The following is a 16,983-nucleotide window of genomic DNA, read 5'->3' on the forward strand; positions in this document are numbered from 1 at the left end:
TTTTAATTAATGAAACAAAATAAAACAACTTGATTAAAGGGTGCCTTACCTTGAAATTGATTTAAAAAAGACCCTATTCCAACTTATAATTGAAATCATAAAGATATTAGAGAATGAGAAAGAAAATATAAAATTCGTAGTTGAGTAGTTAGTTTTTATACATTGATATTTTTAGCATTAAATTGTTGATTAGAATATGGCATGATTAATGCAATAAAAGATAATATTAATTGATATAATTATGGACAATATTGAGGTAATGGAATTGCTATTTTACTAACACCTTTATTTACATATGGAATTCAAGGTATATTTGTTGCTAGTAGTAAACCAAAAGTAGATATGAAAATTGATATTCCACGATTAAAAATATCTAAAATGGGATTAGTATTTACAATTTTACCTTTAATTACTTTAATAATTTCTTTAATTATTATTTGAATTGATAAATCAAAATGAAAAAAAGACCATTTAAGACATTGTTTGAACTGCCGTATTAATCCGCGTGTTATTCAACCAAGAATATCAAAACAATGAAATAATTTGGATGGTATAACAGAAGAAATATTTAAAAATATGCAAGATGAATATACTAAAAAACAAGAAGAAAATAACAAAGAATTAAATTTAAAATAAACTATATATAGGGGCGGTTGATATTTTTGGGTGGTTATATAGTTTAATTTATAAATTATTTTGTTCTGAAAGAATGGATGGCCACTGTTTGAGTAAGGATAAGAAAGGAAATAAAGAAATGGAAATTAGTAATGAAATAGTAATTGCTTTACTTGTATTAGCGGGTGCTGGTGGAATGGGTAGTCTTGGTATTCTTGGATTATCTGCTAAAAAAATTAAAAAATATAAAGCAGAAATTAGAGAATTAAGAACTGCTGTTATTGCTCACGAAAAACATTTACGAGGACCTGATTATGCAACAGAATTAGCATTAAAAACAGGTCAAATTAAAAATGTTAAAAAACAAGTTAAAGTAAATGACAAAAAACAAGCACAAAAAGATGCTATTAAAAAACTAACAAATAGTATTTAAAAAAAATAACCTTAATTGGTTATTTTTTATTTTCTAATATTAAGTCTAAATTTTTAACTTTACAAATAACTAAATTATTTTTTCCATAATTATTTTTATAATATTCTCAGTATTCAGTTGAATTAATATCTACATCTTGTTTATCAATCCCAATTATATATTCACCACGAGGGTTTTTACAAGGGCGATTACCTTGTTCAGATCGATAACATAAAATATAATTATTCATATTCTTTATTTCCTTTATAATGTGTTATATAAAAGTTAATAAGATATTCAATTCGTTGCGAATAAGTAAAGTTATTAAATTCATTTCAAACTTTTTCTTCATTTTTATTTAAGTAAATATTAACATTACGAATTTGACAAGAATAATACTTTCCTGTTTTTTGATTATATGAATGTTTCATAATATTAACTTTCATAATTAGCAATAATAATTGCATCTCGTAAATGATTACTTATTTTTTCATTATTATAAAATCAACCTTTACCATATTGATAAGTTAAATTAGTATCTTTATCAAATTTTCATATACAACTATCATTATATTTACTTAAATTTTCCATATTTTTAACAACTGATTTAGTATTTTTTGGTGATACTCAATTAATAAAATATTTATAAACAGATAATGCTCCTAATAATCTTAATAAATCATCTCTATCTTTACTAGCATTAGCAGATGTATATAAACAATCTTCAATATTAATTTTTTCTTCATAATCAAACAATTTATCATTAATAAATTGATATTGTTCTTTTCAATTTTTATTTGTAAATTCTAATTTTTCAATTAATTTATTATCTTCATAAATAACAATAGCAGTAGTACCTGTTCCTGATGGGTCAATACCTATTTTTATCAAGTGGCTCATTCCTCATCGTTGTTATTATTAATTGTTGGCACTACATTTGATATATCTTCTTCTTTAACTAAATTATTATCTGTCACTTCTTCACTTGATATATTTTCATTACTAATTTGACCCTTATTTATGCTTATATTGCTATCATTATCAATATAAATCTTTTCATCATTAGTTGTAATAACTGCCTGATCTGATTTATAAGCTTGTTGTAATTCAACAGACATAATACCTCATTTTCTTAATAAAGATGTTAATACTGTTTTTAATGCCATTTCATCAAAACTAGCAATATAAAATGATTTATTTTTAGCATAAGTTTTAGAATATTTCATAAAATGATTTTCCATTTGTTCTTTGGTCATATATAAAGTTTTTCCAAAACCATTAACCATTTTAAAGTATGCTACATAACCAATAATTGGTAATTTTTCTCTTTCATCTTCATTTTGAATTCAATTAAAACTAGTTCCTTTTAAACGATCATAATTTACTAATTCATTTTCTCTAACATCTGATACTGACATATCTAAATATTGACCACTTCTTTGTGCTAATTGAATATAACCTTTATAACCTATTTGAAATTGAGCTTGATTAATTCATTCTTGGATTTCGCGACCGTTAATAATTCTTGTTATTTTAGTATTATATGGAACTACATAAGCATAACCAAATTGTTTTTCCATTGGTAAATTTAATAAAACTCCTTGATAACAAGCAGTCATAATTGTTTTTGGATCTGCTTTTTGTAATAATTCATTACTATTTGATATTGCAACTATATTACTTTTAAATCTTGCAATTTCATTTTCATTAGAAAATTTACTTTTTATTCATTCTGTTGCTTTATCTGTTCTTAAAAATTCAACAATATTTGCCATATTATTTTTCTCCTTTATTTATTTTAAAATTAATACCTTTAACCCCAATTAAATTAATATCTTTATTACTATCTCACTGATCTTTAATTTCATTTTTAACAATTTGTTCATCAACAACTAAATAATTTTTAATAAGATTAATAAGTTCTAATTTATCAGCATTTTGTAAAAAATCATCATTAATACCAATAACCTCAATATCTTTAATTAATAATTTTTCTTTCCGAAAATTACTAGTAATAATTTTTAATTCTTGCTCTTTTTTTGCTACACTTTTAATTTCTAAAAATTGTTCTTTTTTATGAGTTTCAATAATTTCATTTTGTTTTTGAAATTGAATATTAATAACATTATTTTTTAAAGAATCATGATTATTCTTAATATTATTTTCTAAATTCAAAATATCTTTTCTAATAAAATTTAATTCATCTTTAAAAGATTTTATTAATTCTAATGGTTCTCTAAAAATATAATCAATTTTTGAAACTACTAATTTTAAATCTTTTAGTGATTGTGATTTATATTCTCCATTTATTAATCAAGCTTGTTGTCGATATATAAATTCTGCTAATTCTTGTCCATTTTCATCAATTCATTTTTTAATTGTTAATGCTTTTAAACTTAATTCTTTAAAATTATTTCCTTTTAAATAAAATGGATACGTAATATTTTTAACTTCATTATTTAATTTTAAATCTGCCATAATTAAATTTCCTCTAATTCCATTTCATTAATTAAATTATCAATATATTCATAAGCACTTTCTTCTGAATGACATTCTTCTAATGCCATATTAAATAAATCTTCTTCAGTATAAACATAACCATTTTCATCTTTTCACATACTAATTTACCTCGTTCTTTGCTATTAATATTTCTATTAATTTTCTTCCTTTTTGTTCTTTAATATCAAAATAAGTTATTTCTTGATTTAATAAATGTGCTTCTTCATTTTTAATTAAATTAATATCATCATTAATATTTTCTTTTTGCCCTGTTTTATTATCAAATATATTAATACAAAAATCATTGTACATATATATTGATATTAGATTTTTGATTGTCATATTTACCTCCTATTTTTAACTCGCTGGCACTCACTCCAAAGTGAAAGTGCCAAAGCGAGAGTTAGTTATATAATTAAGTATTTATCTATTTATTTACTACGCCATCCGCTTCACTGCGGGTGAGCGGTGGCGGTATGTTTTATTGTTTAATGTTTAATAATCGACAGTTGTTTTTATAAGATAATGCCAGAGAATTCTCTCTCTTCATCCGCACCATTTCAGGTCAAAGCGTTCAGTTTTTAAAATAAATTCACTTGCACATTGAAGAGCCTAATGCTGACTTTGTGGTTTTTAAAACCTCTGTCATCCTCTAATGGGATAATATCTATCGCAAATTTATTTATAAAGTGGCCATCTCAATATTTATTGTCGTTTGATGTTGACCCCGCACTTATCACGACTATCGCTTGTTAAAGCGTCTATTATTTACGGACTGATTACCGCTGGGCTAGACCGCCTATGTGGAAAAAAACACTTAGTTATTTAAAATAACTGTTCCACCCTGCATTAAGTTGTTTTATAAAATCAAAGTTTAAAAGAACCAGTTTTATCATCAAAGATAATTTTTGAATTTTCTAGTTTTTGATAAAACTGTTTTTGTGTTTTATCTTTTATTTTATTTAATAAATATTTATGTTTTTCACAAGTTCATAAAACTTTATTTGATAAAAATTCTTCGGTAATGAATGATACTGCTTTATAACAATCATTAACATCACATATTTTTTGTTGTTTAATTATCATTACCTCCTTTTAGGGATTTTTTATTTCAAATAAAAAAACAACCCTAACAAGAGTTGTTTTTTGGAGCTTCATCGTACATTATACGTCACGTATTATGTAAATCTAAGCTCCAAATTTATCTCTTGTTATTTTAATAATAACACTTTTTAAAAGAAGTGCAACTATTTTTTTAAAAAAATAAATTATTTTTAAATTTACCCTATTTTTGGCATATTTAAACACACTGAAAAATAATTTATTAAATTACTTCAAATAAACTTATCTAAAATTCTCTAAAAATACTTCTTTTGAAGTTCTTCAATTAAGAACGGGCCTTAATTTTTCATTTATAATATCGACTACTAAATCTATTTCTTGTTGCGTAACAAGATTAAAATCTGTCCCCCTACCATATCGTTTTCTAAATTCACGGTTTAGTCTTTCAATTAATGGTTTTTGATTAGGCGAAGCAGGGTCACAAAAATAAACATTAGAACCAGTAATCTTTTCCATTTCTTCAAACTTACTAAATTCTTTTCCTCTATCGGTTATTATTCCTTTAATTTTTCCAACTAAACCATTAATTCTAACTATATGTTTAAGTTTTTCTAAAACTTCATTAGCAGTATGTTCTTCTAATTTCATAGCAAAGTATTTTTTACTTGATTTCTCTGTCAAAACTAAACAACTAGATTGATGTTCTTTTCCAACTACGGTATCCATTTCAAATCAACCAACATCTGTTTCTTTATTTTCAATATCTCATATTGATTTAAATCTTTCATCTAATTTCCCACGATTATCAGGTCTTTTCTTTGTTCTATTTCTTCTACCACCATTTAATAAATTTTTCTTTAACAAACCCAAAAGACCTAAAAAAATTCATTTATAAAATGTTTTAAGACAGGCAGGAAATTTGATACCAAATTTTATTAAAAATCGCTGAATAATTTCTGCTGGTGAATCACCCAAAATATTAAATCGTAAATTTAAAAATTCTTGTTGTTCTTCTGTAAATGTAGGTATTTTTTTAATACACTTTTGTCGTTTTTTATAATAATCATCATGTGCCTCACGGGCATTATAATCTTCTATATTTGTAAATCTATTAATTTCTCTTTTAACAGTATTAATATCTCTTCCTGTTTGTCTTGATATTTCAGATAAATTAAGTGTGCCATTTTTCTTTTTGCAACTATCAGATAAAAATAAATCCTTAAAAAATCTTCGTTCATCATATTTTACATGTGTATAATCTTTCATTACTCTATATTTCCTCCAATTCTTTTATAAAAATAGTTATACATTAAATTTATAAAAAAGATAAATTTTCACATTTTTTTAAATTAAAATTATTGACAAATATATTATTAATTATATAATTATATTGTAACAAGCTCCAATTTATCTCTATATGCTTGTATACTAAAATAAAAAGTAAAGTAATTTACTTTTTTTTATTTTGATGTAAAATATAAATAATAAAAAGAACCGCGATGGTTCTTTCATAGTTTTTATTTACTCTTTTATTTAATCATATTCATTAAATAATAGCAATTTTAATATGCAAAAAGGAGTAAAAAATGAAAGAATTTAATCCAAATAAAGCAAGTTTGGCAACTTTTTATCGTAAAATAGAGCAATTTTGAGAAAATAAATCACCCAATAAACCATATACTTTGAATGATTTAACCAATGAATTCAATCTTTCTAACAGATGAAAGCACGAAACTTACAAGAGCGAAAAGATAGTTCCTTTACTTGAAAAACAAGTTGATAGAATTGAAAGTGAAATAATTAACTTTATGATGAAATCACCTGATGGTGCTAAATTATATTGACAACGAGCATTTAATTATAAATATTCACTGCAAGAAAAACAGTTAGAACAAGAATTAAACTTAAATAATCAACAACCAATAATTGTTAATTTACAAACGGATATTAGAGATATTAAAAAAGAAAGTGATAATAATGCTTAATCATTTTACTTATTTGTTAGAAACTCCTTATTGATTATTACAAAATAGTAGTATTGGTAATAAATATCCCTTTGCTAAAAAATATGAGTTAGTTAATGAAATTAATCAAATTGGAACACGATATAGTGGTAAGACTATTTCAAATATTAAAATGTTTGGTGAATTATTAAAAATTAGTTTATTAATTAAAGAACCAATTTGTATCATTGCTAGTATGTATTGAAGTAAGGATTTAAAAGATAGTGTATTTCAAAATATCTGAAATATGTTAGATGAAAATCATATTCCTTATACTATTAACTTATCAAATTTTACTTTTACTTTATCAAATGGTAGCAAAATATATTGTAAAGGTTTACATTCACCAAGCCGGAAAGAAAAATTAAAAGCTTTTGCTGATTTGAATAAATATAAATTAGTAATTGATTGAAGAGAAGAATGTGACCAATTTCAACAAAAAGATTTAAGTGATTTAGAATTTGCTATTCGTGGGTATCAAAATAAAATAACAATTAATACATGTAACCCTGAAAGTTTAAAAAGATATATTGTTGGTTATTGTAATGAATTAATGCCTTTTAATGAAGAAATAATGCGTAGTAAATATGAACAAATTAACTATATTGAAAAATGAAATATGAAGATTATTATTCATTATTCTAGTTGAAGACTTAATTATGAATTACCACAAGATAAGGTTAATGAACAATTAAGATTAGAACAATTAGATATTGAAAGAGCAAGAGTATGAAGTTGAGGATTGCCTGGTAATACTAGTGGGTCAATCTTTGCAAGATATCTTGATATTATGCAAGCAACAGATATTATTCAACCAACTAAGTTATTAGGTGGTGTTGACTTAGCAAACTCTACTAGTCCAAAAGGACATACAACAGCAGCGAGTTTTTGAATATATAATTCATTTGATAAAAAAGCCTATAAAGTTGCTGAATATACACACTCAAATGCTACTCAACAATTTAAGGGACCATTAGAACAAGTAAAAGATATATTAGATTTTTACAACAATCAATTAAATCAATATTTTAATTTAATCCAGCAAGGTATATCAATTAATGTTGATGATAGTGCTTATGCAACATTAGAAAGTTTAAATAGAGAAAAATATAATTATTCTTTTGGTCAATATATGCATTTTAAACCAGCACAAAAGCAGAAGTTTAAAATAAAACATCGTATTGAAGCATTTACCATGTTAATAAATACTAATCAATTAAAATGATTATGAGAAAAATGTCCTGTAAGTAAAACCCAATATGAATTAATTCAATGAGAAGATAAACCTGATGTAAGAGAAGAACGAATGTTAGATTTATATGATGATACATTTGATAGTGATTTTTATGCTTTACACTTTGAATTAGTTAATATGGTTAAACATAATAGTTCAGCAGATTATAAATTATGACAACAAAGGGAGTGAATAACTTAATGAAAAAAGATATTTATGTAATACACGATGAAAGAGTAATTAATGCAAAAAGACCATATATGTCTGTTTGTGGACAAGTTAAAAAAAGACTTTGTCAAGAATTAAAAAAAGATAATATCGCAATATGTAAATTAAATTTATATAACGAATATATTAAGAAATATCAAAAAGTTAAAGTATGTGTACAAGTTTTAGCAAATGAACCTAGTTTATTAACAGTAAATATTATTAATTATGCACTTATTTTAAAATTAAAGGAGCAAAATAACAATGAATAATACTTTTCCTAGTTTACCAAACTTAAATGATATTAATAGTGTTTTAAAATTTTATAATTATGATTGAACTATTAATTTAGCCAATATTATTGCTCGTCATCAAATGCGATTAGTTAATGGTAAAGATATTTTATTTAAGTCTCATCGTAAAGACATTTTAGAAAAATTAAATTGATGATATGAAACTTATAAAATAAAAGAAAAATTAGATAAAAATGAATTAACAGCAAGTTTAATGGGCAAAACTATTTTTGGTTTATTAGAAACATCAGATGGCAATATTGATTTATGAATTAATCCTTTTAACTTTACATCTCGTGTAAGTAAAATAAACGAAATTGAACAAGGTGCTGATATTTGATTAAATTATCATCAATCAGATAGTGGTTTTATTTTAAATTTAATTTGTACCAAAGATAAAATAGTTATTAAAGGTTGACCTAAAAATAATGAAGTAGTTGTTGGACAAAGTAAAACACAAATTAAAGATGATGTTAAACCTGTTTTAGTACAAGAATTTAAAAATAAATTAGGCGTAGTTCCTTTTTGAGAAATGATTAATGAACCTAATCCGTTATTTTTATCAACATCAACTACATTAAACCCATTACCTACAATGGCAAATTGTTATAAATTACAATTTGATTTAGAAGATAGTTTTAATATTAAATCAAAAGAAAGATGAGCAAATCGTACTCATTGATATGGAATATTAGATGATGATTTAATGACTGCTTATAACAAAGGTAATAAAAAAGTATTACAAGATGCTTTTGATGATATTTTTATTCAATCAGGTCAATCAGCCGTAGATGGTCAATTATCTCAATCTTTACAAGTAGTACAAGGTACACCAACATTAGAAACATATACTGAAGACCAAAAAGCAATTATTGAACAAGTATACTTAGCATGTCATTTTTCTAGTCCTTTTGGTGATAAATCAGATAATGACCAAAATAAAACACAGTCATTATTAACTAAAACAAAAGACTTAGAAAAACAAGCATATTTACAAGCATATCGTAAGCAATACTATACTAAAATGTTTGATACTGTTTTAAAATATTATGGTTTATGAGATGGTGTTGGTGAACGAGAATATGGTTTTGATTTTGTTAGTGCTAGTTTAGTTGACCAAATGCGACAAAATGAACTAATTACTGCTAGATTAGATAATGGCACAATGGAACCAATAAGAGCAATTACTGAATATGATAATATTGATGAATTAGAAGCAACCAAATATTTTGAAAAAGTAGAAGCATGACAAGATAAAATGCAAGTCAAAGAAATAGAACATAATAATAAATTACTAGAATATGATGAAACTGGTAATAATCAAAATGCCGTACAAGGTAGAACAGAAATTAAGGAGAATTAAAAAATGAGTAGAATTAACTCAGGGGTTATCGAAGAATTACGAAGACAAGCCCATGATACTTTAATAGATATCAGAGAAAACATAAAAGATAATCGTCATTGAATGGTCTTTCCGTTTAATGTTTATAGTTCATATATTCCTGATACAGAAACGGGATGAAAACCAAATAATGCTAAACCCAGTGATTATGGTAGTTATTCACGAATATTTGATAATATGGAAAGTACTATTGCGCAATGACAAGATAGTTTAAAAATAGTCCAAAAATATAAAGGTGAAGAAATTAATATTTTAACAGTTGATGATTTTAATAAACAACCAGTTAATTCAACAATATGAGCAAATAATGAAACACCTTTTGCTATAAAATTAAAAGATGAAAATAATAATATTTATTGAAAATTAATTGATGGTGAAAATATTTATGATATTAATAGAATGCTGGCATACTTAAATCAATATAAATTAAGTTATTTTATTAATAATGATAATAAAGCCGATAATTTTTATACAAAAGAAGTTAAGGTTGGTAAATATTGAGATGCTTATATGATTGATGATAGAAGTTCAATTCAATTTGGTGAGGCTAAATTTGAACAAGTATTTACTCAACAATCAACTGAAAGACAATATACTTTATTAATTTTAGATGAAGATGTAAATAAATTAAATATTAATGATTATTATAATTTTTATACTGTATTTAATGATCGTGGTTTAAATATTGGTGGTGGTGATATTAATTCTGCACCACAAGATAGACAATGATTATATCCATCAAATGTTATTAATTATTATTCACCTTATGATGGTAGTTTTTTATGACAAGAAATTACCTTTTCAAGTATTAATGACAAAATTAGTAATAGTGGTTTATCAGTAAGACAATTTATTCAGACCAGCGCCCCGGGCGAGGGTTATTGTTTTCCTAAAATAACTTATAATGAAAAAACAAATACATACACTATTGAATTAGATGAAGTTTTATTAAAAGACCCAGGGGTTAGAGCAATGGCAGTTAAATTTTATGGTAATCCTATCTTTTTTGATATGCCAGTTATTGGTCGGCCAATTATTAAAGGTCAATTTAATCAAAAAGTTATGAATTCCCGTGATTTATTAATGTATAACATGTATCCTGCCCCACCTGACAAAGTAAATACTTATGCTGCTCCAGAAGTAAGTTGATATAACATTCAAGGTATTCAACCAACAATTATAACGGGTTATGAAGATTGAAAAAAAGATATGGAAAGTAGATACGACTTTTGAAATCAAAAAAATAGTGGGGGTATTGTAATAACTGATAAAGCTAGTTCAACAGCAACTAATCCTACGGTTGGGACAACTATTCATAAAGAAGATAATGACTCTAAATTTTATTGGTCTAAAAATTGAATGATTACTCCACCAAACAAAATAAAAGTAAATAATGAAAATGTTAATAATATAATTAGTACCCAAGCATCATCATATTTTAGAAGAAAAGATGAATTTGGTAATACTGTCGGACAAGTTCAAATTGAATATAATAAAATGGGTAAATGTAATGTTTGAGATATTTTAAATATGAATAATTTTATTAATCGCCAAATTACCGTATTACCTTTAAACTATACGCAAAAGTTAGTTTTTAATCCTTTTACTATCCCAGGCGGAGTTGGTAAATTCTTAAACTTTATTTCCTTTGGTATTCCATGAGGATGAGTAATTAACCAAGATGAAAAAACTTGACCTAATTTTCAATTTCTTAATGGTTTTATGAGTTCTAATGTTTATAGTTTTTATAATGATGCTTTTTGGTCTGAAAACTCAAAAGGTAAAGGTTACTTACCCTTTGAAATATTTAGACAACAAGGTAATGATAAAGTTGGTGCTATTTTTGGTGCTAATGCTACTAGTTTAGGTTTTACAACTTTATTAACTGATAAATGCAAAGGTACTGTTTTAACTAAGGATGGTAAAGCAACTGAACGAATAACTTATTCAACTTATAATTTAAAACAATTAAACCCCAAAACTAATCGTATATATTTAATTAATGAATTAGTAAGAGCAGTAGATGCTCAAACACCAGTTAGTGATAGTGAAAAAGATACTGATTGCGAATTCTTACAAACACCAGATGGTACAAATTGTAGTTATATAATTGATATGTTTTCAATTCAAGCATTATATAAAGGTAATTTTGAAATTATCTTTTATGCTGATAACCCATATACTAATAATGAAGAAGATTATTTACGCTTATCAGTATGAAGTTTTCGTGGTAAAACAAAAAGTGTGTTAAATAATTATTTACGTGATATGACAACTAATTATAAAACTAGTTTCTTATTACCACATGACTATGAAATACCGACATTTAATTATCCTGAGTATGTATTACCCCCAGTTCCATACAACTATAAAACTTATACAAAAGATATTATGCCTTCCGATGTAGTACTACCATTATTAACAAAAATTACTGCGCAACCACAATGTAAAATAACTGATACTCAAATAGCAACTATGTTTATGGTTAATATATTTGATGATACAGAAGAATATACAGGTTATTATGAAACTGAAATTGATTTAAAACAAATTGACCCAACAATTCAAAGTATAAGTAAATTCCAAGATGCTTATAAAACTATTGAAATAAGTAATCTAAGTAATTTACAAGTTGAATGTGGATTATCAAATATAGAAAATTTTATTCCTAATAGAAATATTAATATATTTGGCGGAACTGATGATTGTAGCAATAATTTATTTTCATTAAAAAATATAACTTTAAAAAACATTGGTTTATCACAAACTGATAAAATTAATTTTGATAATACAATAAGTTTATATACTGATAATATAAAAATAAATGATACCAAAACAATATATACTACTGCTTATACTAATGGGTTACCTTTTAAAGGGTATTCCACCATATATGAAACATCAACTATTAATAGTGTAAAATTTTTATTACAAACAACATTTTTACCTAAATATGGAGTTAATAATAAAATCAGGGAAACATATTTACAGGCGTATTATACAAATAATATGAAATTAAAAATTAGATTTACAAAAGTAATATTGCCACTTTTACAGTTTTATTATATGGATGCTTATAGAAAACCAAAATATTTTGGTAATGATAAAGATATTACATTAGATATTAATAATCCAAATGTATTGGGTATTAGAAATAATAGTAATAGTGCTGTTAAAATTACATTTAAACCAAGATAAAAATAAAAAAGAGATTTTTAAAAATCTCTTTTTATATTATTCTTTAACTTTTACATTACCATCTTCATCAATATTTAAATTAGGTAATTTATGTTCTTCACCACTTCAACGATAAACTGATTTAAAATAAGTGCCATTATCTTCTAATCAATAGTAATAAAAAGCTGGTTTAAAAACAACTAAATCATATGGAAAAATTGATATACTTTCACTTACCCCCCTTTTTCCTATTTTTAAACTTATATTATTTTCAATATATTTAGTATTATGTAAGTAATCAGAATGCTTAAATTTAACAATTTTTCATTTATCATTTTTGTCACCACGCCATACGACATAATATCATTTATTATCAACCTCATTAAATGGTTTTTCTTGTGGTGCTATTCATTCTAAATTGTTTTTAATAGTTTCATTTGTTGTATTTATTTGGTTTTCTTTTTTTAATTGTTCTAATTGCTCTTTTGTATATTCTTGTGGTTTATTACAAGCAACTAAACTTGTTGTACTTGTTCCAATTAATGATATTGTACCTATTATACTTAATATTTTTTTCATATTTATTTCTCCTATTTTTTGAAAAATTTGTTAATTTAATTAAAAATAGAAATAAATAATTTATTTCTATTTATTTTTATAAATCTAATTTTTTATTTTTATGAACATTCAGCAGCTGCAGCGCCGGCAGCTCCACTAATTGCACCTACTGCTGCTCCAGAAGCAGCTCCACCAAAAATAGTTCCAAAAAATCCAACTATACCTCCAAAAATAGCACCAGCTATAGTACCAATACCTGGAATAACACTTCCTGCAAGAGCCCCTGCAACTGCTGAAGAAGCTCCAACAGTTACGGCTGAAGGAGATGATGTAATCGCACCTCCAACTGCTCCACCAACAGCACCATTTATAGCTGCTTTTGATACTTCAGAATTACAATTATTTTTTTTTCGAATAATTTCACCTATTTTATTTTTATTTACATTACTTGTACCTAATTTTAATGCTAAGGCCATTGTTTTATTAGTAACTCACTGTATTTCAGATTGAGTTGCTTGTTCTGATTTAATATTATTTCATCATTGTTGATTACGTTCTTGTGCCAGTTGATTTACTCATTGTGTTAAACCCTGTTGTCATTCATTTTTTGAATTATTAAATGATTGTTGAGCTTGTAAGAAACGTTGTTGAGCTTGACTAAAGGCTGTATGATTTTGATTTCTTTGAAAATCTTCACCCGCTCTTTGATATGCTAGTTCAGCATTACGTCATTGTTGTGCAATTTGAATTCATTGAACTTCGCCTCATCTTTTATTACGTTTTAATACTTTTTCTTCTGATTGATATGGTGCAGCAGCAATTACAGTTGGTATAGCACTACTTGTGATTGTAACTGCTCCTAAAATACTTATTAATTTTTTCATATTTATAACCTTCTTTCTTTAATTAAGATAAATACTATTATTTGGACTTTCACTATCTCAATATCCAATAGTATTTGTTTTAATAATAATTGATTGTTCTTGTTTTAAATTTTTTCAAATTTCATGAAATTGAGAAAAATGTTCTCAAATGAAATTTGCCATTATTTTTATATCTTCTTTATTTATAGAACCGCCAGCTCCGCTATGATCTGATTTTGGTAAATTAGATATTAATACCATAGTTTGACTTAAAAAATCTGCTTTGCTATCTGGTTCAAATTGATAAATAATTTTAAAAGCAGTATCTGATGATAATTTTAATTTTAATTCATCATGCTCTAAAAATTTATATCATTTTTCAAATACGTCATTACTTTTTTGTTCATGATTTTGATAAGGACTAGCGGCAATTGTTGTTGGTACAGCAGTTCCACTAATTGTTAATACACTTAATAAACTTAGTAATTTTTTCATTACTTGTATTTCTCCTTTTCTTAATCTTGAAACTTTTTATCAAGATCTACTTTCAGTATATATATATATATATATATATGCAATCAAAATTAACTAATTATTTAAAATTTTATCTTGTTAAATACCTCTTATTACGCGTTTTAAGGTCTAAATTAGCAAACAAAGATATTAAGTTTAGTATTTATATATACAAAATATATTGTATTTATAAACTATTGATATATAATTAATTTACAGGTTTAATCTTTTTCCGTAAAAAAGAGTTTATGCTGACTTGTTAATCGGACAAGAATAAAAAAAGAGAGGTTTATAAAATGGCACTTACAAAAGAACAATTAATCGAACAAGGTTTAAGTGAAGAGATTGCAGAAAATATCTTAAATCAGTTTAATAATGAAGCAAAGCAAATTAGAGAAAGTGTGCAAAAACGCGAAGATGTTATCTCAAAAGAAGACTTTATTAAATTATCTAATGAATTAGATGAATTAAAAGCATTTAAAGATGTTCCATCTACTAAAATTGAAGATATTAAAACTAATTTAGATAAAGTTAGTGGTAATTCTTTATCTGAAAAAATGCAAACTTTAAAAGAATTAAAACCTGATTTGTTTGTTGAAGAACAACTATCAGTTTCACCAACTAATTTTATTAAAGATATGATTGAAAAATCTACTGAAAATAAAAATGATGAAATTGAAATTATTAAAGAAAAAGGAGCATATACTCCTGATGAAATTAAAAAATTAACTGATTATACACTTAAAAACCTTAGATAATAAGGGAGTGAAATATTATGGCAACAATTAACTTGCCACAAGTACCTTTTACATTACAAGGTAATACAACAGACCAAAAAGCATATGTTGATATGGTTAATGCTTTATTGCGTGGACCTTTATATAACGAATATGCAAGTATTATGCAGTATGCTACTGCAACAGCAGAACAAGTTGCTTGATTACCTAATGCTGGTCAAGCATTATATAATTTAACTCATCGTGTGGTATGACAAGATGATTATTCATTGCCAAATGGTGGGACAACTCAAACAATGGGATTAACAAGAATTCCAGTTCCTATTGATAAAAGATTTAATTTAAAATTAATGAATGAGGCTTTTGATTTAGCATTAATAGAACAAAATATTAAAAATGGTGTTATTGCTGATGCTATTTCTAGTGTTGTACAAAATAAATTTGTTAATTTAGAATGTGAATTAATTCAGGCTATTTATGATTATTGTTTAGCAGATGGTCAATATGAAGTAATTCCATTTCGTAGTTATACAGCTGAAAATGCAGATGATGCCAATAAAGCATTCTTTACATTAAATGAAACTTTGATTGAATTAACAAATCAAATTAGTAATTTATACTTTGGTTTGCCAACCGATAAAATGTTTATGGTTTTAGGACGAAGAGCCTATTTAGGATTAACACCTGCTTATTTAAAAGTAATTGGTTCACAAGCCCAATTAAAAGCAATGGTTAATGGTGAATTATATGAAAATACAGCAATGGGTATTCCTGTATCAAAAAGTTTTCATTTAGAAAAAACATATACAAAAGGACAAGTTAATCGAGATAAAGGTTATAATTTTACTAATGTAAATGGTTTAATTATTAATAAACAAGTATGAGCATATCCAATTAATATGGATAGTATTCAACAAGTTTTAGATAATGATACTGCTAACCCTAAATGAATTGGTAAAGTACAATATGCAACACCAACTATTTTATATCCAAAAACATGTAAAATTATTTTAGAAAAACAACCAACACAAGATGAAATTAATACTGCTAAAAGTAATCTAAATAAAACATTTAGAGTGCCAGTTGATTATGTAATTCCATCATCAAGTAAAATTGATATTAGTAAAATTAATAAATTAGATAAACCAACTATTCATGTTGACGATCCAACTCAAACAACAGCAGAACAATTAAAACCACAATTTAAAGATGTTGTTTTAAAATCAGTAAAAGCGGTAAATAATTTTTTAACAGAAAATGATTTTGATTACTTTATTGAAAGTAAAGGTGAAGATTGACCAATTAATATTACAAATGATAAAACTGTTGAAGTTCAAATTCAAGGTAAAAATAACGCTAGTGGTCAAACAAATCCGATTGATGTAGTAATTAAAAATTCTTAATAAAC

General features: G+C 25.1%; 21 protein-coding genes. 9 read left to right on the top strand and 12 right to left on the bottom strand.

Annotation, left to right across the window (positions count from 1 at the left end; all coding sequences use genetic code 4):
• Positions 1-9 precede the first annotated feature (9 nt).
• Complete coding sequence (locus ACOBME_RS01840; RefSeq protein ID WP_338963398.1) at positions 10-636, top strand: hypothetical protein; 627 nt, start codon at positions 10-12, stop codon at positions 634-636.
• 73 nt (positions 637-709) lie between these two features.
• A complete protein-coding gene (locus ACOBME_RS01845) occupies positions 710-1,048 on the top strand; it encodes a hypothetical protein (protein WP_338963556.1) in 339 nt (112 codons plus the stop codon).
• A gap of 19 nt (positions 1,049-1,067) precedes the next feature.
• On the opposite strand, the gene ACOBME_RS01850 is transcribed toward ACOBME_RS01845, so the two are convergent.
• The 9 genes from ACOBME_RS01850 to ACOBME_RS01890 all read right to left on the bottom strand — a co-directional run bounded on the left by ACOBME_RS01850 (position 1,068) and on the right by ACOBME_RS01890 (position 5,854).
• Positions 1,068-1,277, bottom strand: coding sequence for a hypothetical protein (locus tag ACOBME_RS01850; protein WP_338963231.1), 210 nt, complete (start codon positions 1,275-1,277; stop codon positions 1,068-1,070).
• On the bottom strand, positions 1,270-1,473 hold the full coding sequence (locus ACOBME_RS01855; protein WP_419333849.1) for a hypothetical protein: 204 nt from the start codon (positions 1,471-1,473) through the stop codon (positions 1,270-1,272). The genes ACOBME_RS01850 and ACOBME_RS01855 overlap by 8 nt, the downstream gene beginning before the upstream one ends.
• The gene (locus ACOBME_RS01860) at positions 1,463-1,927 is read right to left on the bottom strand and encodes a hypothetical protein (protein ID WP_419334051.1); all 465 of its coding nucleotides are present in this window, start codon (positions 1,925-1,927) and stop codon (positions 1,463-1,465) included. Before ACOBME_RS01860 ends, ACOBME_RS01855 begins: the two co-directional genes overlap by 11 nt.
• A complete protein-coding gene (locus tag ACOBME_RS01865) occupies positions 1,912-2,802 on the bottom strand; it encodes a recombinase RecT (RefSeq protein ID WP_338963407.1) in 891 nt (296 codons plus the stop codon). Before ACOBME_RS01865 ends, ACOBME_RS01860 begins: the two co-directional genes overlap by 16 nt.
• A gap of 1 nt (position 2,803) precedes the next feature.
• Entirely contained in the window at positions 2,804-3,505 is a 702-nt protein-coding gene (locus ACOBME_RS01870) for a kinetochore Spc7 family protein (protein ID WP_338963619.1), read from the bottom strand.
• A 2-nt stretch (positions 3,506-3,507) separates the two neighbouring features.
• Positions 3,508-3,645, bottom strand: coding sequence for a hypothetical protein (locus tag ACOBME_RS01875; RefSeq protein ID WP_338963239.1), 138 nt, complete (start codon positions 3,643-3,645; stop codon positions 3,508-3,510).
• Between the two features lies 1 nt (position 3,646).
• Entirely contained in the window at positions 3,647-3,868 is a 222-nt protein-coding gene (locus tag ACOBME_RS01880) for a hypothetical protein (RefSeq protein ID WP_338963241.1), read from the bottom strand.
• A 507-nt stretch (positions 3,869-4,375) separates the two neighbouring features.
• On the bottom strand, positions 4,376-4,612 hold the full coding sequence (locus ACOBME_RS01885) for a hypothetical protein (RefSeq protein WP_338963243.1): 237 nt from the start codon (positions 4,610-4,612) through the stop codon (positions 4,376-4,378).
• Positions 4,613-4,870: 258 nt separating this feature from the next.
• On the bottom strand, positions 4,871-5,854 hold the full coding sequence (locus ACOBME_RS01890; protein ID WP_338963245.1) for an IS30 family transposase: 984 nt from the start codon (positions 5,852-5,854) through the stop codon (positions 4,871-4,873).
• A 320-nt stretch (positions 5,855-6,174) separates the two neighbouring features.
• Between ACOBME_RS01890 and ACOBME_RS01895 the strand changes: the two genes are divergently transcribed.
• Genes ACOBME_RS01895 through ACOBME_RS01915 form a run of 5 tightly spaced genes read left to right on the top strand, consistent with a single transcriptional unit; the run spans position 6,175 to position 12,925 of the window.
• Positions 6,175-6,573 carry a hypothetical protein gene (locus ACOBME_RS01895; RefSeq protein ID WP_338963249.1) on the top strand — a complete coding sequence of 133 codons (399 nt, stop codon included), beginning with the start codon at positions 6,175-6,177 and terminating at the stop codon, positions 6,571-6,573.
• Positions 6,566-8,026, top strand: a complete 1,461-nt coding sequence (locus ACOBME_RS01900) for a PBSX family phage terminase large subunit (RefSeq protein ID WP_419334053.1) — start codon at positions 6,566-6,568, stop codon at positions 8,024-8,026. The genes ACOBME_RS01895 and ACOBME_RS01900 overlap by 8 nt, the downstream gene beginning before the upstream one ends.
• Positions 8,026-8,304 carry a hypothetical protein gene (locus tag ACOBME_RS01905; RefSeq protein ID WP_338963373.1) on the top strand — a complete coding sequence of 93 codons (279 nt, stop codon included), beginning with the start codon at positions 8,026-8,028 and terminating at the stop codon, positions 8,302-8,304. Before ACOBME_RS01900 ends, ACOBME_RS01905 begins: the two co-directional genes overlap by 1 nt.
• On the top strand, positions 8,297-9,688 hold the full coding sequence (locus tag ACOBME_RS01910; protein ID WP_419333891.1) for a hypothetical protein: 1,392 nt from the start codon (positions 8,297-8,299) through the stop codon (positions 9,686-9,688). The genes ACOBME_RS01905 and ACOBME_RS01910 overlap by 8 nt, the downstream gene beginning before the upstream one ends.
• 3 nt (positions 9,689-9,691) lie before the next feature.
• The gene (locus ACOBME_RS01915) at positions 9,692-12,925 is read left to right on the top strand and encodes a hypothetical protein (RefSeq protein WP_419333889.1); all 3,234 of its coding nucleotides are present in this window, start codon (positions 9,692-9,694) and stop codon (positions 12,923-12,925) included.
• Positions 12,926-12,961: 36 nt separating this feature from the next.
• Here the strand turns inward: ACOBME_RS01915 and ACOBME_RS01920 are convergent, their stop codons facing one another.
• The 3 genes from ACOBME_RS01920 to ACOBME_RS01930 form a co-directional block, all read right to left on the bottom strand.
• Positions 12,962-13,483: a lipoprotein gene (locus tag ACOBME_RS01920; RefSeq protein ID WP_338963213.1), complete on the bottom strand. Its 522-nt coding sequence runs from the start codon at positions 13,481-13,483 to the stop codon at positions 12,962-12,964.
• A gap of 98 nt (positions 13,484-13,581) precedes the next feature.
• Positions 13,582-14,346: a lipoprotein gene (locus ACOBME_RS01925; protein WP_338963215.1), complete on the bottom strand. Its 765-nt coding sequence runs from the start codon at positions 14,344-14,346 to the stop codon at positions 13,582-13,584.
• A gap of 18 nt (positions 14,347-14,364) precedes the next feature.
• The gene (locus ACOBME_RS01930; RefSeq protein ID WP_419333887.1) at positions 14,365-14,820 is read right to left on the bottom strand and encodes a hypothetical protein; all 456 of its coding nucleotides are present in this window, start codon (positions 14,818-14,820) and stop codon (positions 14,365-14,367) included.
• A gap of 314 nt (positions 14,821-15,134) precedes the next feature.
• Between ACOBME_RS01930 and ACOBME_RS01935 the strand changes: the two genes are divergently transcribed.
• A complete protein-coding gene (locus ACOBME_RS01935) occupies positions 15,135-15,596 on the top strand; it encodes a hypothetical protein (protein ID WP_419333885.1) in 462 nt (153 codons plus the stop codon).
• A gap of 17 nt (positions 15,597-15,613) precedes the next feature.
• Positions 15,614-16,978, top strand: coding sequence for a hypothetical protein (locus ACOBME_RS01940; RefSeq protein ID WP_419333883.1), 1,365 nt, complete (start codon positions 15,614-15,616; stop codon positions 16,976-16,978).
• Positions 16,979-16,983: the final 5 nt, after the last annotated feature.

This window comes from Spiroplasma endosymbiont of Sarcophaga variegata (assembly GCF_965178695.1).
Taxonomy (GTDB): Bacteria; Bacillota_I; Bacilli_A; order Mycoplasmatales; family Mycoplasmataceae; genus Spiroplasma; species Spiroplasma poulsonii.